18 protein-coding genes are annotated in these 22390 nt (G+C 51.6%); 9 read left to right on the forward strand and 9 right to left on the reverse strand.

Annotation, left to right across the window (positions count from 1 at the left end; genetic code table 11):
• Window positions 1-122: 122 nt before the first annotated feature.
• Together C4F37_RS00850 and fabA are read left to right on the forward strand one after the other, a co-directional pair.
• Window positions 123-1883: an AAA family ATPase gene (locus tag C4F37_RS00850; RefSeq protein WP_000156498.1), complete on the forward strand. Its 1761-nt coding sequence runs from the start codon at window positions 123-125 to the stop codon at window positions 1881-1883.
• Between the two features lie 68 nt (window positions 1884-1951).
• Complete coding sequence (gene fabA, locus C4F37_RS00855) at window positions 1952-2470, forward strand: bifunctional 3-hydroxydecanoyl-ACP dehydratase/trans-2-decenoyl-ACP isomerase (protein ID WP_000227926.1); 519 nt, start codon at window positions 1952-1954, stop codon at window positions 2468-2470.
• A 69-nt stretch (window positions 2471-2539) separates the two neighbouring features.
• On the opposite strand, the gene rmf is transcribed toward fabA, so the two are convergent.
• The 6 genes from rmf to rlmKL all read right to left on the reverse strand — a co-directional run bounded on the left by rmf (window position 2540) and on the right by rlmKL (window position 10578).
• Window positions 2540-2707, reverse strand: a complete 168-nt coding sequence (gene rmf / locus C4F37_RS00860; protein WP_000828648.1) for a ribosome modulation factor — start codon at window positions 2705-2707, stop codon at window positions 2540-2542.
• Window positions 2708-2962: 255 nt separating this feature from the next.
• A complete protein-coding gene (gene pqiC / locus C4F37_RS00865; RefSeq protein WP_000759110.1) occupies window positions 2963-3526 on the reverse strand; it encodes a membrane integrity-associated transporter subunit PqiC in 564 nt (187 codons plus the stop codon).
• Complete coding sequence (pqiB, locus tag C4F37_RS00870; RefSeq protein ID WP_000445548.1) at window positions 3523-5163, reverse strand: intermembrane transport protein PqiB; 1641 nt, start codon at window positions 5161-5163, stop codon at window positions 3523-3525. Before pqiB ends, pqiC begins: the two co-directional genes overlap by 4 nt.
• A gap of 4 nt (window positions 5164-5167) precedes the next feature.
• Window positions 5168-6421 (reverse strand): membrane integrity-associated transporter subunit PqiA, encoded by a 1254-nt coding sequence (gene pqiA, locus C4F37_RS00875; protein ID WP_000333176.1) that lies wholly within the window; start codon window positions 6419-6421, stop codon window positions 5168-5170.
• Window positions 6422-6550: 129 nt separating this feature from the next.
• Window positions 6551-8458 carry an ABC transporter ATP-binding protein gene (locus C4F37_RS00880; protein WP_001773885.1) on the reverse strand — a complete coding sequence of 636 codons (1908 nt, stop codon included), beginning with the start codon at window positions 8456-8458 and terminating at the stop codon, window positions 6551-6553.
• A gap of 11 nt (window positions 8459-8469) precedes the next feature.
• Window positions 8470-10578, reverse strand: coding sequence for a bifunctional 23S rRNA (guanine(2069)-N(7))-methyltransferase RlmK/23S rRNA (guanine(2445)-N(2))-methyltransferase RlmL (gene rlmKL / locus C4F37_RS00885; RefSeq protein WP_001538527.1), 2109 nt, complete (start codon window positions 10576-10578; stop codon window positions 8470-8472).
• A 97-nt stretch (window positions 10579-10675) separates the two neighbouring features.
• On the opposite strand from rlmKL, the gene ycbX reads away from it, so the two are divergent.
• Window positions 10676-11785 (forward strand): 6-N-hydroxylaminopurine resistance protein YcbX, encoded by a 1110-nt coding sequence (gene ycbX, locus C4F37_RS00890; RefSeq protein ID WP_000224300.1) that lies wholly within the window; start codon window positions 10676-10678, stop codon window positions 11783-11785.
• Here the strand turns inward: ycbX and zapC are convergent.
• Both zapC and pyrD read right to left on the reverse strand, forming a co-directional pair.
• Window positions 11782-12324, reverse strand: a complete 543-nt coding sequence (zapC, locus tag C4F37_RS00895; RefSeq protein WP_001295935.1) for a cell division protein ZapC — start codon at window positions 12322-12324, stop codon at window positions 11782-11784. The genes ycbX and zapC overlap by 4 nt on opposite strands.
• A 173-nt stretch (window positions 12325-12497) precedes the next feature.
• Complete coding sequence (gene pyrD / locus C4F37_RS00900) at window positions 12498-13508, reverse strand: quinone-dependent dihydroorotate dehydrogenase (RefSeq protein WP_001538524.1); 1011 nt, start codon at window positions 13506-13508, stop codon at window positions 12498-12500.
• A 236-nt stretch (window positions 13509-13744) separates the two neighbouring features.
• On the opposite strand from pyrD, the gene ssuE reads away from it, so the two are divergent.
• The 5 genes from ssuE to ssuB are packed head-to-tail and all read left to right on the forward strand — an operon-like array spanning window position 13745 to window position 17981.
• Window positions 13745-14320, forward strand: a complete 576-nt coding sequence (ssuE, locus tag C4F37_RS00910) for an NADPH-dependent FMN reductase (protein WP_001263945.1) — start codon at window positions 13745-13747, stop codon at window positions 14318-14320.
• Window positions 14313-15272, forward strand: a complete 960-nt coding sequence (ssuA, locus tag C4F37_RS00915; protein ID WP_001226260.1) for an aliphatic sulfonate ABC transporter substrate-binding protein SsuA — start codon at window positions 14313-14315, stop codon at window positions 15270-15272. The genes ssuE and ssuA overlap by 8 nt, the downstream gene beginning before the upstream one ends.
• Window positions 15269-16414 (forward strand): FMNH2-dependent alkanesulfonate monooxygenase, encoded by a 1146-nt coding sequence (gene ssuD / locus C4F37_RS00920; protein ID WP_000055973.1) that lies wholly within the window; start codon window positions 15269-15271, stop codon window positions 16412-16414. Before ssuA ends, ssuD begins: the two co-directional genes overlap by 4 nt.
• 11 nt (window positions 16415-16425) lie before the next feature.
• On the forward strand, window positions 16426-17217 hold the full coding sequence (gene ssuC, locus C4F37_RS00925; RefSeq protein WP_000235189.1) for an aliphatic sulfonate ABC transporter permease SsuC: 792 nt from the start codon (window positions 16426-16428) through the stop codon (window positions 17215-17217).
• On the forward strand, window positions 17214-17981 hold the full coding sequence (gene ssuB / locus C4F37_RS00930) for an aliphatic sulfonates ABC transporter ATP-binding protein (protein WP_001090487.1): 768 nt from the start codon (window positions 17214-17216) through the stop codon (window positions 17979-17981). Before ssuC ends, ssuB begins: the two co-directional genes overlap by 4 nt.
• Window positions 17982-18175: 194 nt before the next feature.
• Here ssuB and pepN read toward each other — a convergent pair whose 3' ends face one another.
• Entirely contained in the window at window positions 18176-20788 is a 2613-nt protein-coding gene (pepN, locus tag C4F37_RS00935; protein WP_001538523.1) for an aminopeptidase N, read from the reverse strand.
• A 265-nt stretch (window positions 20789-21053) separates the two neighbouring features.
• Between pepN and pncB the strand changes: the two genes are divergently transcribed.
• Complete coding sequence (gene pncB, locus C4F37_RS00940) at window positions 21054-22256, forward strand: nicotinate phosphoribosyltransferase (RefSeq protein WP_001538521.1); 1203 nt, start codon at window positions 21054-21056, stop codon at window positions 22254-22256.
• The last annotated feature ends 134 nt before the right edge of the window (window positions 22257-22390 follow it).

The following is a 22390-nucleotide window of genomic DNA, read 5'->3' on the forward strand; positions in this document are numbered from 1 at the left end:
AGAATCTCCATCCTGTGAGCTTTAACGCCCATGCCAGGAGTATTGTCGTTGCTTTCTACGTGTGCTGCAGTGCCGGTTACGGTATAATCGCGGCTTTGACAACAGACTAAAAAACATCAACTTTGACCATTACGAAACTTGCATGGCGTGACCTGGTTCCTGATACCGATAGCTATCAGGAAATATTTGCTCAGCCACATTTGATTGACGAAAACGATCCTTTATTCAGTGATACTCAACCGCGACTGCAATTTGCGCTGGAGCAGTTGCTGCATACGCGAGCATCCTCCTCTTTTATGCTGGCGAAGGCCCCGGAAGAGTCTGAGTATCTGAATCTTATTGCTGATGCCGCGCGTACGCTACAAAGCGATGCAGGCCAACTGGTGGGCGGTCACTATGAGGTTTCCGGCCACACCATCCGCTTACGTCACGCAGTGAGTGCAGATGATGATTTTGCGACTTTAACGCAAGTTGTCGCTGCCGACTGGGTAGAAGCAGAGCAACTCTTTGGCTGCCTGCGTCAGTTTAATGGCGATATTACCCTGCAGCCTGGTCTGGTGCATCAGGCAAATGGCGGTATTCTCATCATCTCTTTGCGTACACTGCTGGCGCAACCTCTGCTGTGGATGCGGCTGAAAAATATCGTTAACCGCGAGCGTTTTGACTGGGTTGCGTTTGATGAGTCGCGCCCTCTCCCCGTCTCTGTGCCTTCGATGCCATTGAAGCTGAAAGTCATTCTGGTAGGCGAACGCGAATCATTGGCTGATTTCCAGGAGATGGAGCCAGAGCTTTCAGAGCAGGCTATTTATAGCGAATTTGAAGATACTCTGCAGATTGTCGATGCGGAGTCAGTAAGCCAGTGGTGTCGCTGGGTGACATTTACCGCCAGACATAATCACTTACCAGCACCGGGAGCGGATGCCTGGCCGGTACTTATCCGCGAAGCAGCACGCTACACTGGTGAACAAGAAACACTTCCGCTTAGCCCGCAGTGGATCCTCCGCCAGTGTCAAGAGGTCGCCTCCCTGTGTGATGGCGACACCTTCTCCGGCGAGCAGCTAAACTTAATGCTACAGCAGCGTGAATGGCGCGAAGGTTTCCTCGCTGAACGCATGCAGGATGAGATCCTTCAGGAGCAAATCCTGATAGAAACCGAAGGCGAACGCATCGGGCAAATTAACGCCCTTTCGGTCATTGAATTTCCGGGTCATCCACGCGCTTTTGGCGAACCTTCTCGCATTAGCTGCGTTGTGCATATTGGCGATGGTGAATTCACCGACATCGAACGCAAAGCGGAGCTTGGCGGCAATATCCATGCGAAAGGGATGATGATCATGCAAGCGTTCCTGATGTCGGAACTACAGCTTGAGCAACAGATCCCCTTCTCAGCATCGCTGACATTTGAGCAGTCATACAGTGAAGTGGATGGCGATAGTGCCTCGATGGCTGAACTCTGCGCCCTGATAAGCGCCCTCGCCGATGTGCCGGTGAATCAGAGTATCGCTATCACAGGTTCAGTCGATCAGTTCGGTCGCGCCCAGCCAGTCGGTGGTTTAAATGAGAAAATCGAAGGCTTCTTTGCTATTTGCCAGCAACGTGAGTTAACGGGGAAACAAGGTGTCATTATCCCCACAGCTAACGTTCGCCATTTAAGTCTTCACAGTGAACTGGTGAAAGCGGTAGAAGAAGACAAATTCACCATCTGGGCAGTAGACGATGTGACTGACGCACTGCCGTTATTATTAAATCTGGTGTGGGATGGCGAAGGCCAAACGACGCTGATGCAAACCATCCAGGAACGTATCGCACAAGCATCGCAACAGGAAGGACGTCACCGTTTTCCATGGCCATTACGTTGGCTGAACTGGTTTATTCCGAACTGATCGGACTTGTTCAGCGTACACGTGTTAGCTATCCTGCGTGCTTCAATAAAATAAGGCTTACAGAGAACATGGTAGATAAACGCGAATCCTATACAAAAGAAGACCTTCTTGCCTCTGGTCGCGGTGAACTGTTTGGTGCTAAAGGCCCGCAATTGCCAGCACCAAACATGCTGATGATGGACCGTGTGGTCAAAATGACCGAAACGGGTGGTAACTTCGACAAAGGGTATGTTGAAGCAGAGCTGGATATCAATCCGGATCTGTGGTTCTTCGGATGCCACTTTATCGGCGATCCGGTTATGCCGGGATGCCTGGGCCTGGACGCAATGTGGCAGCTGGTAGGGTTCTACCTCGGCTGGCTGGGCGGCGAAGGTAAAGGTCGCGCGCTAGGCGTAGGTGAAGTGAAATTCACAGGCCAGGTGCTGCCGACGGCGAAAAAAGTGACCTATCGTATTCACTTTAAACGCATAGTTAACCGTCGTCTGATTATGGGCCTGGCTGATGGTGAAGTGCTGGTTGATGGTCGTTTGATCTATACCGCCAACGACCTGAAAGTAGGTCTGTTCCAGGATACGTCTGCATTCTGATTTTAATCAGACAGAGTATATAAAGGCGAAACCTCCGCAATGCGGAGGTTTCTTTTTAAAGAGACAGAATCAGGCCATTACTACCCTGTCCGCCATGGCTTCTCGCCAGCCTCCCAGCCATTGTGACCTTTGATTCAGCGTCTGATAGGGACACATTTCTTTTGAGCGTCCGGCGATGCCGGCCTGATAACCACGTTGATGTGCCCGTTCCAGGCGATCTCGTTTTTGTCTCTTCATGCCTCGTTTCCCTCATACTGGTTTCTGGTGGAAAAGAAAACAGTGATTACTAAATATGCAATCACAGTTAAGCAATACCGCGAATCATAACTGCCGTCAATGCGCAAAATTCACGCCACTGTCATATTTGTGAGCTACACGGGCATGTCGGTTGTACAAAAAATGTGAAGAGGAACAACTTTTTCCGCACGTTAGAAACAAAAAAACCGCCTCAGGCAACATACCGGAGACGGTTATATTTACAAATCTTTATGATTAAGGTAGACGCTTTATCTCTTGCGCAATAGAAGCGGCTTCCTGACTCCAGACACTGGCCAGCACTTTAACCATCTCATCGTAACCATCCTGAGTTTGCACTCCTTCCAGACGGAACGGACGTTTGATCAGTTGTCCCTGGTGGTTCAACAGCCACTCACCACTGACAATGACCTTACCATCATAGCGACCGTTAAACTCCGTGACGGTAACATTGAGCGTGTCCTGGGCGCTTCCCAGAGGCTGGGAGGCAACCACCCAGCCGGGTAGTTGCGTACTCAGGTTGGCAACCAGGGTGTTGCGCAACTGTTGATCCAACGGGCTGGCCCACAGGTTGTTGTTGGCAATCACATACTTCACATCACTGGTTTGATAAACCACACCATTCCCCGCCAGATAGTCAGGAACAGCGACCTGCTCAACCCATAACAGGCGATTACCCTGGCTGGCGGTGCTTTGTGTACCGCTCTGCACCACAGGTAACTGGTAATAGTTTTTATTAATTTCGCCGGAGCTGCATCCGGCCAGCCACAGTGCCGCAATCGTCACTAGCCACTTTTTCATTGTTTCGCCCTCTTCGGCTCTGGATCTTTTTTGCCCTTCGCTTCAAATACCAGCGCGTTACTCTTCTCGTTGAGCGTTTTCAGCACCGGTTGCAGTTCTCGCAACACCTGATCAAGGCGCTGCATATCCGCCACCATCTTGTTGTAGGCTGCGGAACCAGGCTGGAAGCCCTGCATGCTGCGATTCAATTCACGCAACGTTGACTGCATATCCGTCGGTAACTGCTGCATCGACTGGCTGGCAAGGATCTTGTTCATGCTATCCAGCGTCGTTTGCAGGTTTTTCATTGTGCGCTGACTTTCAGAAAGCGTACTGGTTGCCTGTTCAATCATCGGATTCAGTGGCAGTTTGTTGATCTTATCCAACGCTTCCATCAGTCGTTGCTGGATTTGCGCCAGGCCGCCGCTGACGGTCGGGATAATCTGATAACCATTAAATTCACGAATACCGGTTATTGCAGGCGTATTTGGATAGAAATCGAGATCAACATACAGTGCGCCAGTGACCAGGTTTCCGGTTTTCAGCGATCCGCGTAAACCACGTTTCAACAATTCGCCAAGGTGCTCAACAACATCCGCATTTTCGCCAAGCTGCATTTTCAGCCGCTCTGGCTCGATACGAATCAGTACCGGAATACGGTAATCATCGTTAAATGTCTGACGCATATTCGGCGCAAAGAATGGCACTTTGCTTACGGTACCCAGGCGAATACCCCGGAATTCTACCGGAGCTCCCGGTTGCAGACCGCGTACCGAATCTTTAAAGAACATCAGATAATCAATGTGATCGGTGTACAACGAATCCTGAATGCTCTTCTGATCATCATACAAAACGAAAGCTGTTTTCGGTGCCACTGGCTGCCCTAAATCCAGACCTTCCGGCACATCAAAGCTGACACCGCCACTAAGCAGCGTTGTCAATGAGCCCATCTCCACACGCATTCCCGCTGACGTCAGATCAACCGCAATGCCACTATCTTTCCAGAAACGAACATTGCTGGTCACCAGTCGGTCATAAGGTGCATTGATGAACAGTTGATAGCTGATATTGCGTTTTTGCGTATCGAAAGTGCTGGTTTCAACCGAACCTACCCGATAGCCACGGAACAGCACCGGATCTCCTGGCGAGAGCTGCCCGGCTTTTTTGCTATCGAGAAGCACACGGATACCTTTCGCATCAGGCGGGGCCAACGGTGGCGAGTCCAACAAATCGTATTTATCCATTTTGCTGCCTTTCGCGCCTGGCTGCAGTTCGATATAAACCCCAGACAGTAGCGTTCCCAGGCCGCTAATCCCTTCTCGACCAATCTGCGGTTTCACCACCCAAAAGACGGTATCTTTATGCAGCAATTTTTCCATACCGGAATTCAGCCGCGCTTTGATTTCAACGTGCGTCAAATCATCAGCCAGTGTGGCGCTTTCAACCACGCCGACGTCAACGCTACGGCTTTTAATGGTGGTTTTGCCACCTTCAATTCCTTCCGCATTCGCGGTGATCAGGGTCACTTCCGGTCCCTGATGGCTGTAATGATAAAAAAGAACCCAGGCCCCAATGAGCGCCGTGACGATAGGAAATATCCACACGGGAGACCAGTTCTTCACTTTCTGGATTTTGGCTTCCCCATTATTAGATTCCATACTGTCAGGACTCCTCATGCTCTGATTCAGGTTGACGATCCCACGACAAACGCGGGTCAAACGTCATAGCAGAAAACATTGTCATTATGACGACTAAAGCAAACATTAATGCACCCATTGCCGGATAAATACTCATTAAACCTCCCATACGCACCAGCGCCGAGAGCACCGCGATAACGAAAACGTCAATCATCGACCAGCGGCCTACAAACTCAACAACTTCATAAATCAAATGCATTCTTTCACTGTCGCGCTTGCCGTGTCCTTTGGCATCCCAACACAGCCACGCAATGGCGATCATCTTTAACGTTGGCACCATAATACTGGCCAGAAAAATCACCGCAGCGACGGGATAAGAGCCTTCGCTCCATAACAGAATGACCCCAGCGAGAATCGTCGACGGCATCTTCGAGCCTAATAAATCCGTCACCATGATGGGCAAAATATTAGCCGGAAGATACAGCATGATGGACGTTACAAGCAGCGCGAGTGTCCACTGCAGGCTGTTTCTACGCCGAACGTACCCTTTGGTACTACAACGCGGGCACACGGGTTCATCAGCAGGAAGGATTGCCGTACAACAGGAGCACGAACGCAGCCCCTGACGTATCCCCGTGACACCTGGTTTTAGCGGCTGGCGCAGTTCTGGCATCGGGGCGATGTCGTCCCATAACCAGCGACGATCAACGCACTGAAAAGCGCGCAGTTGCAGGACACAAAATAAACACCAGGGGAGAAAGCTGCTGCCTACCCCAATGCTGCCGTAAGCCATCAGTTTAACGAAACTGACCAGCACACCCGCGAGGAAAATCTCCGCCATTCCCCAGGTTTTGAGTTGAAAAAGCACCCGTGCCAGTTGCTCTTTTAAACGGACCGGTAATTCCGCGCGATTCACCAGTAACAGAATGGTTATCAGACAAAACGCGGGAACCAGTTGCACAAACAACAGGAAAAAGGTGCCGAGGCTGGCGTAGTCCTCAGAAAAAAGCACGCCGGGAATTTCCAGTAATGTAATTTCACTGGTAACTCCTGCAACGTTCATATTCACAAAAGGAAACAAGTTGGACAGCAACAGCATGAACAGTGCAGCCAACGCATAGGCGGTGGGACGCTGCCGAGGGGCATCCCACGCCACGGTTAACGTTGTGCCACACCGGGGACATGCCGCTTTCTGACCATGCTCAAGGCGCGGTAACGCCACCAGCATGTCACACTGCGAGCACAGGATGTGCTTCGCGGCATGATGATGTTCGCACATTGGTACTCCTTAATGATGCGCTATTTTGCAGATGACTAACAAAGTGTTGGTTTTCATGCCTGATAAACCCAGTTCATCAGGCAATTTTACCGTTGTCAGCTGTCTCTGTTTAAATCGACTATTTTGCGATCAGCCACCATTTTTTAACGCTTCAAGATACTCCCAGCGTTCAAAGGCTTGCTCCAGCTCCTGCTCTGCAGCAGCCATATCGGCGAGCACTTTTTGTGTCTGCTCATGGGGCTGACTGAAGAAGGAAGCATCCGCCACTTGCGTCTGTAAAGCTTCCAGCTTCGCCTCCAGATCTTCAAGCAATTGCGGTAGCTGCTCCAGTTCGCGCTGCAATTTATAGCTTAGTTTGCTACTGCTGCGTTTTACAGTTTCTGCTTTTGGCGCAGCGGCTTCTTCGCTTTTTTTCACCGCAGGCTGTTTGAGCGCCACATACTGTTCTTGCTGACCACGGGCATCATGATAACCGCCGACATAACGACCAATTTTACCGCCGCCTTCGAAGATCCAGCATTCTGTAACGGTGTTATCGACAAACTGACGATCGTGGCTAACCAGCAATACCGTGCCCTGATAGCTGTCGATCAGTTCTTCCAGCAGTTCCAGCGTTTCGACATCAAGATCGTTGGTCGGTTCGTCAAGAATCAATAAGTTGCTTGGTTTGAGGAACAAACGCGCCAACAACAAGCGGTTACGCTCACCGCCAGAAAGCGCACGTACCGGCGTCATCGCCCGTTTTGGATGGAACAGGAAGTCCTGCAAATAGCCCAATACGTGGCGTGGCTTGCCGTTAACCATCACCTCTTGCTTACCTTCAGCAAGGTTATCCATCACCGTTTTATCGGGATCCAGTTCCGCGCGGTGCTGATCGAAATAAGCCACTTCCAGTTTGGTGCCAACATGAATACGCCCGCTGTCTGCTTGAAGCTGACCGAGCATTAGTTTCAGCAGCGTGGTTTTGCCGCACCCATTCGGACCAATCAGGGCAATTTTGTCGCCGCGTAGAACCTGGGCAGAAAAATCTTTCACCAGTTGCTTACCGTCAACCTGGTAGCAAACGTCTTCCATTTCGAAAACGATCTTACCGGAGCGGCTGGCTTCTTCCACCTGCATTTTTGCGGTACCCATCACTTCGCGACGTTCGCCACGCTCGCGACGCATTGCTTTCAGGGCGCGTACGCGGCCTTCATTACGGGTACGGCGTGCTTTGATCCCCTGACGGATCCACACTTCTTCCTGCGCCAGTTTGCGATCGAACTCGGCATTTTGTAGTTCTTCCACGCGCAGGGCTTCTTCTTTTTCCAGCAGGTACTGGTCGTAATTCCCTGGATAGGTCACAAGTTTGCCGCGATCGAGATCAACAATACGCGTCGCCATATTGCGGATAAACGAACGGTCGTGGGAGATGAAAATAATCGTCCCATTGAAGGTTTTAAGGAATCCTTCCAGCCAGTCGATGGTTTCGATATCCAGGTGGTTAGTCGGTTCGTCGAGCAGCAATACGCGCGGATTGCTCACCAGCGCGCGTCCTAATGCCGCTTTACGCAACCAACCGCCGGAAAGCGACGACAGCGCAACATTAGGATCTAACCCCAGTTGCGCCAGCACTTCGTTGATACGGTTTTCCAGCTGCCACAGGTTGTGGTGATCCAGCAGTTCCTGAACCTTCGCCAGTTCGTTGAGATTTTTCTCGCTCGGGTCGTTCATCACCAGGCGCGAAATATCGTGATAGCGTTTCAGGTATTCCGCTTGTTCTTCAATACCTTCGGCAACGAAATCATAAACGCTACCCTCAACGTTACGCGGCGGATCCTGTTGCAGACGAGCTACAATCACACCTTGCTCATAAATAATGCGACCGTCATCCAGCCCCTGTTCACGGTTGAGGATCTTCATTAACGTCGATTTGCCTGCGCCGTTACGCCCCACCAGACAAACACGTTCGTTATCTTCGATATGCAGTTCTGCGTTATCGAGAAGCGGCGCGTCGCTGAACGACAGCCATGCGCCATGCATACTGATTAATGACATTACTATTCCTTTCAGGCTGCGGTAATCAGCCAGCAGTTGTGGATCTGGCGGTTACGGGCGAAATCCTGGGAGAGCGTTTTTTGCGTAATTTCTTGTGCTTTCAGTCCCAGTTTTGCCAGTCCGTCAAGATCCATACGGAAGCCACGTTTGTTGTTCGAGAACATGATCGTCCCACCAGCACGCAGCAGACGTTTCAAATCTTTCATCAGCGCCAGATGATCGCGCTGAACATCAAACGCATCTTCCATTCGTTTCGAGTTAGAGAAGGTTGGTGGATCGATAAATATCAGATCGAACTGTTCATTAGCCTCACGCAGCCACGCCAGGCAATCGGCCTGAATCAGGCGATGCGCACGCCCGGTTAGGCCATTCAGACGCAGGTTGCGTTCTGCCCACTCCAGATAAGTACGCGACATATCCACGGTGGTAGTGCTGCGTGCACCGCCTAATCCCGCGTGCACGGTGGCGCTGCCGGTATAAGAGAACAGGTTGAGGAAATCTTTGCCTTTGCTCATCTGACCGAGCATACGACGGGCGATACGGTGATCGAGGAACAGACCGGTATCGAGGTAATCCGTCAGGTTCACCCACAAGTGAGCGTTATATTCGGTAACTTCCAGAAACTCGCCCTTCTCGCCCAGTTTCTGGTATTGATTTTTGCCCTTCTGGCGTTCACGGGTTTTTAGCACCAGTTTGTTTGGCGCAATCCCCAGTACCAAAATGGTTGCAGCGATAATATCGAACAGACGCTGACGCGCTTTGTGCGCATCAATAGTTTTTGGCGGCGCATACTCCTGCACCACCACCCAGTCGGCATAACGGTCAACGGCAACGTTATATTCCGGCAGATCGGCGTCATACAGGCGGTAACATTCAATTCCTTCCTGGCGAGCCCACTTCTCGAATTTTTTGAGGTTCTTACGCAGACGGTTGGCGTAGTCTTCCGCTGCCATTACCGGTTTGCTGTCTGGTGTGCTTTCGGCAACATGGTAGTTTTTCTGTACGCAGTCCAGCGGGCCGTTTTTCGCCTTGTACTGTTTGTCTGCACGCAGCTGCAGGCAGCTTAGCAGATCCGGCGAGGCACTAAACAAAGAGAGATTCCAGCCACCGAACTGGTTTTTCATGATTCGGCCCAGCAGACTATGCAGCGCAATCAGCGCCGGTTCGCTGTCCAGACGTTCACCGTATGGCGGGTTGCTCAACACTGTACCGTACGGCCCTTTCGGCAGCGGATTGACCAGTTGCGCGACATCGTTCACCTCAAAGGTGATCAGTTCACCAATCCCCGCAAGACGGGCGTTAGTGCGCGCACGTTGAATCACCCGTGCGTCACTGTCCGAACCGTAGAAATGGGAGCTATACTCCGCCAGGCCTTTACGGGCACGAGTTTGCGCTTCCGCTTTCACTTCCTGCCAGATAGCTTCATCATGCTGCGTCCAGCCGCTAAAGCCCCAACGCCCACGGTGCAAGCCCGGTGCGCGGTCGGTCGCCAGCATCGCTGCTTCAATCAGCAACGTACCTGAACCACACATTGGATCGAGCAGCGGTGTTCCTGGCTGCCAGCCGGATCGCATCACAATAGCGGCTGCCAGGGTTTCTTTGATCGGCGCAATGCCAGCACGATCGCGATAGCCACGCAGATGTAAACCATCACCACTGAGATCAAGGGCGATACTGGCCGTTTCTTTATGCAGCCAGACGTTAACGCGGATATCCGGCGCATCGCGATCAACATTTGGACGCGGCAGATTTTTCCGCGTGAAAGCATCGACGATCGCGTCTTTCACTTTCATCGCACCGTACTGACTGTTGCGTATGGTGTCATTCAAACCACTGAAGTGGACAGCGAAGGTCGCGCCAGGATTAAACATCTCTGTCCAGTTGATCGCCTGAACGCCGAGATAGAGGTCTAAATCACTGTAAACCTTACACTCGCCCAGCGGCAACATAATACGCGAGGCCAGGCGGCTCCACATCAGGCTCTGGTAAACAAGCCGTGTGTCGCCCTTGAAATGGACCCCACCCTGAACCACCTGGCATTCAACGGCCCCCAGGTTTTCCAGTTCAGTTTTTAACAGCTCTTCCAGCCCACGGGCCGTACTGGCAAACAGAGAATTCATATTGTCACTTTTACTCTAAGAAAATTGTTGCGCATTATAGCTAATAAGCGCGTCATGTCATAAAGTTGAGGGCTTATTTTCATTTGAGGACCGCACCGTGGCGACATTAACCCGGCTTTTTATTCATCCTGTTAAATCGATGCGCGGCATTGGTCTTACACATACCCTGGCAGATGTCAGTGGTCTGGCCTTCGATCGCATCTTTATGATCACGGAACCTGACGGTACGTTTATTACCGCTCGCCAGTTTCCGCTAATGGTACGGTTTACTCCTTCACCCGTGCATGATGGCTTGCATCTCACCGCACCAGATGGCAGTAGTGCATATGTTCGTTTTGCTGATTTCGCCACACAAGACGCACCAACCGAAGTTTGGGGCACACATTTTACCGCGCGAATTGCGCCAGACGCGATCAACAAATGGCTAAGTGGATTTTTCTCCCGCGAAGTGCAATTACGCTGGGTGGGGCCACAAATGACCCGGCGCGTGAAACGCCACAACACTGTACCCCTGTCATTTGCTGATGGCTATCCTTACCTTCTTGCTAACGAGGCCTCGTTACGTGATCTCCAACAACGTTGTCCGGCCAGTGTAAAAATGGAGCAATTCCGCCCCAATCTGGTGGTTTCCGGTGCTTCGGCCTGGGAAGAAGATAGCTGGAAAGTGATTCGCATTGGTGATGTCGTGTTTGATGTGGTTAAGCCTTGTAGCCGCTGTATTTTCACCACCGTCAGCCCAGAAAAAGGGCAAAAACATCCGGCAGGCGAACCATTAAAAACGCTGCAATCTTTCCGTACTGCCCAGGATAACGGCGATGTCGATTTTGGTCAGAATTTAATTGCCCGTAATAGCGGCGTGATTCGCGTTGGCGACGAGGTGGAAATTCTGGCAACGGCTCCGGCTAAAATTTACGGCGCAGGTGCCGCTGATGATACTGCCAACATCACGCAACAACCGGACGCAAACGTAGATATTGACTGGCAGGGACAGGCATTTCGTGGAAATAACCAACAGGTGCTGCTGGAGCAATTAGAAAATCAGGGAATTCGTATCCCTTATTCTTGCCGCGCGGGCATTTGTGGAAGTTGCCGTGTTCAGCTTTTAGAAGGCGAAGTCACGCCGCTAAAAAAATCAGCAATAGGCGATGATGGCACTATTCTTTGCTGTAGTTGTGTACCGAAGACTGCGCTTAAGCTGGCGCGTTAGACTGCCTGTTCGAGGCTGAAGCTGTCAACATTAACCTGCGGTTTCAGCCTGTCGTTCATGATTTTAATGGCGTCGCCCAACTGCATCGCGCGACCCGCAATAACAACGCAGGGTTGTGCCAGTAGACATAGCGCGGCATTCTCGCCAGATTCAACGACCAGTAAATTCACTTGCTCATGAGTGTCGCTCAACCAAACGTAGGCCGCATCGCCCGGCATGGGCATCCACATTTCACCATGAGATACAAAATGCCAGCTTTTCGGCATTTGCGGTTTGAGATAACGAATTGCTACCAGTGCATTCAGCACCAGTTCGGCTTTTTGTTCTTTAGATAAATTAAAATCGCGGCACTTTTCTTCAAAAGAGAAATAGAGCGCGGCGTCATCAACGCAAAAACCTGCGGGAGAAAAGGCATCTGGAGTCAACATTTTGCGCGCAAAACGTGAGCGAAATAGCATACCATTGGCTAAATCGAGCATCATTCGATCGTGCTCTTCATCGTAATACCAACGCCAGTTATCGTCTGGTTTAATTCGCATCTGCCACTCCCCAACCTTATAAAACCGCAGCGACACAATCCATTGTCGCTTCGCTTAATAACCTCAACAATAAAAGTACAAAATGTCTAAATAAGCAACAGCGATGAATATAAAACAACCAGGGCTGAAAATAAAGCCCTGATTATCTTATAAAGAGGAATTTGAAGAAATAATTAGATATGGGTAACGATTTCTTTAATCAGCGGCGGGCCTTTAAAAATAAAACCAGAATAAATTTGCACCAGTGTGGCACCCGCAGCAATCTTTTCACGCGCAGCGATAACCGAGTCAATGCCGCCAACACCAATAATCGGCAAGCGTCCGTTTAATTCCTGTGACAAGCGGCGAATAATTTCGGTGCTTTTTAACTGAAGCGGACGACCACTTAAGCCACCGGTTTGATCACAATTTTTCATTCCCTGAACCAGAGAACGATCGAGTGTGGTATTGGTTGCAATAACGCCATCAATATTATGGCGAACTAAACTATCGGCAACCTGGATCAATTCTTCTTCAGAAAGATCCGGCGCGATCTTCACTGCGATCGGCACATATTTATGGTGCATCACTTGCAAATCATTTTGTTTATTTTTAATCGCAGTTAAGAGATCATCCAGCGCTTCACCATATTGCAGTGTGCGTAATCCTGGGGTATTTGGCGATGAAATATTGATGGCGATATATCCCGCATAGGCATAGATTTTTTCCATACAAATCAGATAGTCATCTTTACCCTGCTCCACCGGCGTATCTTTATTTTTGCCGATGTTAATACCCAGAACGCCGTCATAATGGGCTTTTTTTACGTTCTCTACGAGGTTATCAACGCCAAGATTATTAAAGCCCATACGGTTGATCAAACCTTCGGCATCTACCAGACGAAAGAGACGCGGCTTGTCATTACCTGGCTGGGGACGTGGCGTGACGGTACCGATCTCGATGGATCCAAATCCCATCGCGCCTAACGCGTCAATGCACTCCCCGTCTTTATCAAGACCGGCTGCCAGACCAAGCGGATTTTTAAACGTCAGGCCCATGCAGTTAACAGGTTTCGCAGGCACTTTCTGCCGCACCAGTGCTTCAAACGGCGTTCCTGTAATACGGCGTAATTGCTGAAAAGTAAACTCATGAGCGCGCTCTGGATCGAGCTGGAAAAGGGCTTTACGAACGAAGGGGTAGTACATGAACTCTCCTGGATTCCCGGTGTGCAAACCGGGGGCGTATTATGTGCGAGTTCGGACCAAAAGGGAATTGACCTGCGGCAATAAATAGCAAACGTTTTCTTATTGCGCTTTTTTTATGCTTTTTTTGGCTTTTCTTCCTCAGATAAATCATTTCGACTCGCGGACGCCCTCTGTCAGACTGACCGAATTGTTATCAATGTTAACAAAACAAGAACAATTGGTTATAAGGAGAGAGTATGCGTGTCATCACCCTGGCGGGTAGTCCTCGCTTTCCTTCTCGCTCCAGCTCCTTGCTGGAATATGCGCGGGAAAAACTAAATGGCCTGGATGTAGAGGTTTATCACTGGAATTTGCAAAACTTCGTCCCGGAAGATCTGCTTTATGCTCGTTTCGATAGTCCGGCACTCAAGACCTTCACCGAACAGCTGCAACAGGCCGATGGGCTGATTGTCGCCACGCCTGTGTATAAAGCCGCCTATTCCGGTGCACTGAAAACCCTGCTCGACCTGCTGCCAGAACGTGCGTTGCAAGGCAAAGTGGTGCTGCCGCTGGCGACAGGCGGCACCGTGGCCCATCTGCTGGCGGTCGATTATGCCCTTAAGCCAGTTTTAAGTACGCTGAAAGCCCAGGAGATCCTGCACGGCGTGTTTGCCGATGACTCGCAAGTCATTGATTATCAACACAAACCCCAGTTCACGCCAAATCTGCAAACTCGTCTTGATACCGCGCTAGAAACTTTCTGGCAGGCGTTGCACCGCCGCGATGTTCAGGTTCCTGACCTTCTGTCTCTGCGAGGTAATGCCCATGCGTAAGATCATTAAACTGGCGCTGGCGGGTTTACTTAGCGTCTCTACACTTGCTGTTGCCGCGGAGTCTTCGCCAGAGGCGTTACGTATAGGCTATCAAAAAGGCAGTATTGGTATGGTGCTGGCAAAAAGCCACCAGTTACTGGAAAAACGCTATCCGCAAACAAAAATCTCCTGGGTGGAGTTCCCCGCTGGCCCACAGATGCTGGAGGCGTTAAACGTTGGCAGTATCGATCTCGGCAGTACCGGGGATATTCCGCCAATCTTTGCCCAGGCTGCCGGGGCTGATTTGGTATACGTGGGCGTCGAGCCACCGAAACCCAAAGCCGAAGTGATTCTGGTGGCAGAAAACAGCCCGATCAAAACCGTAGCCGATCTTAAAGGTCACAAAGTTGCCTTTCAGAAAGGTTCCAGTTCGCACAATCTTTTACTGCGAGCCCTTCGCCAGGCCGGGCTTAAATTCACGGATATTCAGCCCACTTACCTGACGCCTGCCGATGCCCGCGCCGCGTTCCAGCAAGGTAACGTTGACGCCTGGGCTATCTGGGATCCCTACTACTCCGCTGCATTATTACAGGGCGGCGTGCGGGTGCTGAAAGACGGCACCGATCTCAATCAAACTGGATCGTTTTATCTGGCAGCTCGTCCGTATGCAGAAAAAAACGGCGCTTTTATTCAGGGTGTGCTGACAACCTTTAGTGAGGCCGATGCGTTAACCCGCAGCCAGCGCGAACAAAGCATCGCTTTACTGGCAAAAACGATGGGCTTACCGGCACCGGTTATTGCCTCATATCTGGATCATCGTCCTCCCACCACCATCAAACCGTTGAGCGCTGAAGTTGCCGCCTTACAGCAGCAAACGGCAGATCTGTTTTATGAAAACCGTCTGGTGCCGAAAAAAGTCGATATTCGCCAGCGCATCTGGCAGCCCACTCAACTGGAAGGAAAACAATTATGAGTCTGAATATGTTCTGGTTTTTACCGACCCACGGTGACGGGCATTATCTGGGAACGGAAGAAGGTTCACGTCCGGTTGATCACGGTTATCTGCAACAAATTGCGCAAGCGGCGGATCGTCTGGGCTATACCGGTGTGCTGATCCCGACGGGGCGATCGTGTGAAGATGCGTGGCTGGTGGCGGCGTCGATGATCCCGGTGACACAACGGCTGAAGTTTCTTGTCGCCCTGCGCCCCAGCGTAACCTCACCTACCGTTGCCGCCCGTCAGGCCGCCACGCTTGACCGTCTCTCTAACGGACGTGCGTTGTTTAACCTGGTCACAGGCAGCGATCCACAAGAACTGGCAGGCGACGGCGTGTTCCTTGATCATAGCGAGCGTTACGAAGCCTCGGCAGAATTTACCCAGGTCTGGCGGCGGTTGTTGCTTGGCGAGACTGTGGATTTCAACGGCAAACATATTCATGTACGCGGAGCCAAACTGCTCTTCCCGCCGATTCAACAGCCTTATCCTCCGCTTTACTTTGGCGGATCGTCAGATGTCGCCCAGGAGCTGGCGGCAGAACAAGTTGATCTCTACCTTACCTGGGGCGAACCACCGGAACTGGTAAAAGAGAAAATCGAACACGTGCGGGCGAAAGCTGCCGCGCATGGACGCAAAATTCGTTTCGGTATTCGTCTGCATGTGATTGTTCGTGAAACCAACGACGAAGCGTGGCAGGCCGCCGAGCGGTTAATCTCGCATCTTGATGATGAAACTATCGCCAAAGCACAGGCCGCATTCGCCCGCACGGATTCCGTAGGACAACAGCGAATGGCGGCGCTACATAACGGCAAGCGCGACAATCTGGAGATCAGCCCCAATTTATGGGCGGGTGTTGGCTTAGTGCGCGGCGGTGCCGGGACGGCGCTGGTGGGCGATGGTCCTACGGTCGCCGCGCGAATCAACGAATACGCTGCACTTGGCATCGACAGTTTTGTGCTTTCGGGCTACCCGCATCTGGAAGAAGCGTATCGGGTCGGCGAGTTACTGTTCCCACATCTGGATGTCGCCATCCCGGAAATTCCCCAGCCACAACCGCTGAATCCACAAGGCGAAGCGGTGGCGAATGATTTTATCCCCCGTAACGTCGCGCAAAGCTAAGGAACACGATGATGGCAACGCCAGTGAAGAAGTGGTTATTGCGCGTTGCTCCCTGGTTTTTACCGGTGGGCATCGTGGCGGTGTGGCAACTGGCCTCCTCGGTTGGCTGGCTATCGACGCGTATTTTGCCCTCACCGGAAGGAGTGGTGATGGCGTTCTGGACGCTCTCTGCCAGCGGCGAACTGTGGCAGCATCTGGCGATCAGCTCCTGGCGTGCGTTGATTGGCTTTTCAATTGGCGGATCACTGGGATTAATTCTGGGGCTGATTAGCGGGCTGTCACGCTGGGGAGAACGGCTGCTGGATACCTCAATTCAGATGTTGCGCAACGTGCCGCATCTGGCGCTGATCCCGCTGGTGATTTTGTGGTTCGGCATTGATGAATCCGCTAAAATATTTCTGGTGGCGCTCGGTACGCTATTCCCCATTTATATCAACACCTGGCACGGCATCCGTAATATCGACCGTGGGCTGGTGGAGATGGCACGTAGCTATGGATTATCCGGCATACCGCTGTTTATCCATGTGATCCTGCCTGGTGCCCTGCCCTCAATTATGGTCGGTGTGCGTTTTGCTTTGGGCCTGATGTGGCTGACGCTGATCGTTGCCGAAACTATTTCTGCCAATTCCGGCATTGGTTATCTGGCGATGAATGCGCGGGAGTTTCTGCAAACGGACGTGGTGGTAGTCGCCATTATTCTTTACGCCCTGCTCGGCAAACTTGCTGACGTCAGCGCGCAGCTGTTAGAGCGTCTCTGGTTGCGCTGGAACCCGGCTTATCATTTGAAGGAGGCCACGGTATGAATACTGCTCGTCTGAACCAGGGCACACCATTGTTGCTCAATGCAGTAAGCAAACATTACGCGGAAAATATCGTCCTGAACCAACTGGATTTACATATTCCGGCAGGTCAGTTTGTGGCGGTGGTGGGCCGCAGCGGCGGTGGCAAAAGTACCCTGCTGCGCCTGCTGGCAGGTCTGGAAACGCCAACCGCTGGCGATGTGTTAGCGGGCACCACACCGCTGGCTGAGATTCAGGATGATACGCGAATGATGTTTCAGGACGCGCGTCTGCTGCCGTGGAAATCGGTGATTGATAACGTTGGGTTAGGCCTTAAAGGCCAGTGGCGCGATGCGGCGCGTCAGGCTCTGGCTGCGGTAGGGCTGGAGAATCGCGCGGGGGAATGGCCTGCCGCACTTTCTGGCGGGCAGAAACAACGTGTGGCGCTGGCAAGGGCGCTGATTCATCGACCGGGTTTATTGTTGCTTGATGAACCACTCGGTGCGCTGGACGCTTTAACGCGACTCGAGATGCAGGATTTGATTGTGTCACTCTGGCAGGAGCACGGCTTTACCGTTTTGCTGGTGACGCATGATGTGAGCGAAGCGGTGGCGATGGCTGACCGGGTGTTGTTAATTGAAGAGGGAAAAATTGGTCTGGATTTGACGGTGGATATCCCCCGTCCGCGCCGGTTAGGGTCGGTGCGATTAGCGGAGCTGGAAGCGGAAGTGTTGCAACGGGTGATGCAACGTGGGCACTCTGAACAACCGATTCGACGTCATGGTTAATATGCCGGATGTGGCGCACAAAACCAGCATTTTCAACGGGATTGTAGGCCTGATAAGACGCGTCAAGCGTCGCATCAGGCAGTTGGGCACGACTGCCTGATGCGGCGTGAACGCCTTATCCAGCCTACAAAACCAGCAATTTCAACGGACTTGTAGGCCTGATAAGACGCGTCAAGCATTTTGGCTCAAAAGTATCAAGCCAGTGCTTTGGTGATCTTCTCGTACAGATCGCCAGAGAGATTTTCCAGCCCTTTCAACTGTTCCAGCGCCGCGCGCATTTTCTCCTGACGTTTGGCATCGTAACGTTTCAGGCGAATCAGCGGCTCAATCAGGCGTGAAGCCACCTGCGGGTTACGGCTGTTGAGGTCGGTAAGCATTTCCACCAGGAACTGATAACCGCTGCCATCTTCGGCATGGAACGCTGCCGGGTTGCTGCCCGCAAATGCGCCAATCAATGAACGAATGCGGTTCGGGTTGCTCATGGTAAATGAGCGATGCTGCAACAGACCACGTACCGTCTCCAGCACATTCGCCGCCGGGCTGGTGGCTTGCAGGATAAACCATTTATCCATCACCAGACCATCCTGATGCCACTTGTCGTCGTACTCCTGCATCAGCGCGTCACGGCATGGCAGTTGTGCAGCAACCGCCGCAGAAAGCGCCGCCAGCGCATCGGTCATATTGTTTGCTTCATGGTATTGCTTGCTCACCAGCACGTCAGCCAGATGCGTTTCACCAAAAGCAAGGAAGCGCAGGCAGGCATTACGCAGAGTGCGTTTTGCAATATCTTCATGCTCAACACGGTACTCGCTCTGGTAATTCGCGTTGTAAATAGCCAGTAGCTCATCCGCCAGTTCAGTCGCCAGAGTACGAGTGAGTGCTTCGCGTACTTCAGCAATAGCAATCGGGTCGATGATATCGAACAGTTCTGCCATTTCATTGACGGAAGGCAGCGTCAGGATTTCTGCCGCCAGCGCCGGATCAATCTTCTCATCGAGCAGCACCGCGCGGAAAGCGTCAGCCACATGCACCGGCAGAGACAACGGCTGCCCTTGCTGATGACGGGCGACGTTCAGCTTGATGTAGGTTGCCAGCAAACTTTGCGCCGCGTCCCAGCGAGAGAAATCATTACGCGCATGACGCATCAGGAAGGTCAGTTGCTGATCGCTCCACTTATATTCCAGTTTCACTGGCGCAGAGAATTCGCACAGCAGCGCAGGCACCGGCTGGAAGTAGACATTATCAAAAACAAAGGTCTGTTCCGCCTGGGTGACGTTCAGCACGGAATTCACCGGATGACCGCCTTTCTGCAACGGGATCACTTTGCCTTCGTTGTCATACAGTTCGATGGCAAACGGAATATGCAGTGGTTGTTTTTCTGCCTGATCCGGTGTAGCTGGCGTGCGCTGGCTGATGGTCAGGGTGTACTGCTCAGTTTCCGGATTGTAGTCGTCTTTGACGGTCACAACCGGCGTGCCGGACTGGCTGTACCAACGGCGGAAATGGGAAAGATCGACATTCGACGCATCTTCCATCGCCTGCACAAAATCGTCACAGGTCGCTGCGCTACCATCATGACGCTCGAAATAGAGCTGCATCCCTTTCTGGAAATTTTCTTCGCCAAGCAGAGTGTGGATCATACGAATCACTTCCGCGCCCTTCTCGTAAACGGTCAGGGTGTAGAAGTTGTTCATTTCAATGACCATATCCGGGCGAATTGGGTGCGCCATCGGGCTGGCGTCTTCTGCAAACTGCAATCCGCGCATGGTGCGCACATTATTGATACGGTTTACCGCGCGGGAACCAAGGTCAGAGCTGAATTCCTGATCGCGGAAGACGGTTAAACCTTCTTTCAGACTGAGCTGGAACCAGTCGCGGCAGGTGACACGGTTGCCGGTCCAGTTATGGAAATATTCATGGCCGATAACGCGTTCAATATCGAGGTAATCTTTGTCGGTGGCGGTGTCGGTGCGGGCCAGCACATATTTGGAGTTAAAGATATTCAGCCCCTTATTCTCCATTGCGCCCATATTGAAGAAATCCACCGCGACGATCATATAGATGTCGAGGTCATACTCCAGGCCGAAGCGTTCTTCATCCCATTTCATGGAGTTTTTCAGCGAGGTCATCGCCCACGGCGCGCGATCAAGGTTGCCACGATCGACGTACAGCTCCAGCGCTACTTCGCGACCAGAACGCGTGGTGAAAGTGTCGCGCAGCACATCAAAGTCGCCTGCCACCAACGCAAACAGGTAACACGGTTTCGGGAACGGGTCCTGCCACTGTACCCAATGACGTCCATTTTCCAGTTCACCTTGCGCAACGCGGTTACCATTGGAAAGCAGGAAGGGATATTTGGTTTTATCGGCAATAATTTTGGTGGTAAAACGCGCCAGCACATCCGGGCGGTCGAGATAATACGTAATATGGCGGAAACCTTCGGCTTCACACTGGGTGCAAAGCGCATCGCCTGACTGATAAAGCCCTTCCAGCGCAGTATTCGCCGCCGGGCTAATTTCATTAACGATCTTAAGCGTAAAACGCTCCGGCAAATTACTGATGACCAGTGCGCCCTCTTCTTCTTTCCAGGCGGTCCACGGCTCATCATTAATATAAACAGAAACCAGTTTGAGGTCTTCGCCGTTGAGACGAAGCGGAACATCTGATGCACCATGACGGACAGCCTGGCTGACCGCGGTAACGGCCGTCTTTTGCGCGTCCAGGTCAAAGGTCAAGTCAATATCAGTAATCTGGTAATCCGGCGCACGATAATCGTGACGGTATTTGGCTTGTGGCTGTTGAGTCATAAATAACCTTTAGCATCTTTTATAGAGTCTGGTGTTCAGTCTATTCCTGTTGCGTAAATCGCGCTATGCAGAATCTTCATCTTTTCAGGTACAAACGCCTTTATTGCTACATTTTTATAACATACACCGCGTTATGCCATCGACCAGAAAGGTGGCATATGGTGTGATCGGGGTTCAATAAATTGCGAAACAAGGTATACTCCAGCAGTTCCTGAAGATGTTTATTGTACTAAACGCTCCTGTACGAGGACGCTACTGCGCACCTATGACACAATTCGCTTCTCCTGTTCTGCACTCGTTGCTGGATACAGATGCTTATAAGTTGCATATGCAGCAAGCCGTGTTTCATCACTATTACGATGTGCATGTCGCGGCGGAGTTTCGTTGCCGAGGTGACGATCTGCTGGGTATTTATGCCGATGCTATTCGTGAACAGGTTCAGGCGATGCAGCACCTGCGCCTGCAGGATGATGAATATCAGTGGCTCTCTGCCCTGCCTTTCTTTAAGGCCGACTATCTTAACTGGCTACGCGAGTTCCGCTTTAACCCGGAACAAGTCACCGTGTCCAACGATAATGGCAAGCTGGATATTCGTTTAAGCGGCCCGTGGCGTGAAGTCATCCTCTGGGAGGTTCCTTTGCTGGCGGTTATCAGTGAAATGGTACATCGCTATCGCTCACCGAAGGCCGACGTTGCGCAAGCCCTCGACACGCTGGAAAACAAATTAGTCGACTTCTCGGCATTAACCGCCGGTCTTGATATGTCGCGCTTCCATCTGATGGATTTTGGCACCCGCCGCCGTTTTTCTCGCGAAGTACAAGAAACCATCGTGAAACGTCTGCAACAGGAATCCTGGTTCGTGGGCACCAGCAACTACGATCTGGCGCGTCGGCTTTCCCTCACGCCGATGGGAACACAGGCACACGAATGGTTCCAGGCGCATCAGCAAATCAGCCCGGATCTAGCCAACAGCCAGCGAGCTGCACTTGCTGCCTGGCTGGAAGAGTATCCCGACCAACTTGGCATTGCATTAACCGACTGCATCACTATGGATGCTTTCCTGCGTGATTTCGGTGTCGAGTTCGCCAGTCGCTATCAGGGCCTGCGCCATGACTCTGGTGACCCGGTTGAATGGGGTGAAAAAGCCATTGCACATTATGAAAAGCTGGGAATTGATCCACAGAGTAAAACGCTGGTTTTCTCTGACAATCTGGATTTACGCAAAGCGGTTGAGCTATACCGCCACTTCTCTTCCCGCGTGCAATTAAGTTTTGGTATTGGGACTCGCCTGACCTGCGATATCCCCCAGGTAAAACCTCTGAATATTGTCATTAAGTTGGTAGAGTGTAACGGTAAACCGGTGGCGAAACTTTCTGACAGCCCTGGAAAAACTATCTGCCACGATAAAGCGTTTGTTCGGGCGCTGCGCAAAGCGTTCGACCTTCCGCATATTAAAAAAGCCAGTTAATATCATCAGGGAGCTAATCGGCTCCCTTTTTTTACCTTTAATTCCGAAATCTTTCGCTGCATTTGCGAATTCTGCTTGTCTGATTGCAGATGCCAGGTAACATAGGTATCCCCCCATTTACGGGTGGACAAGTG

The sequence above is a fragment of the Escherichia sp. R1 genome (assembly GCF_003000935.1).
Taxonomy (GTDB): domain Bacteria; phylum Pseudomonadota; class Gammaproteobacteria; order Enterobacterales; family Enterobacteriaceae; genus Escherichia; species Escherichia coli.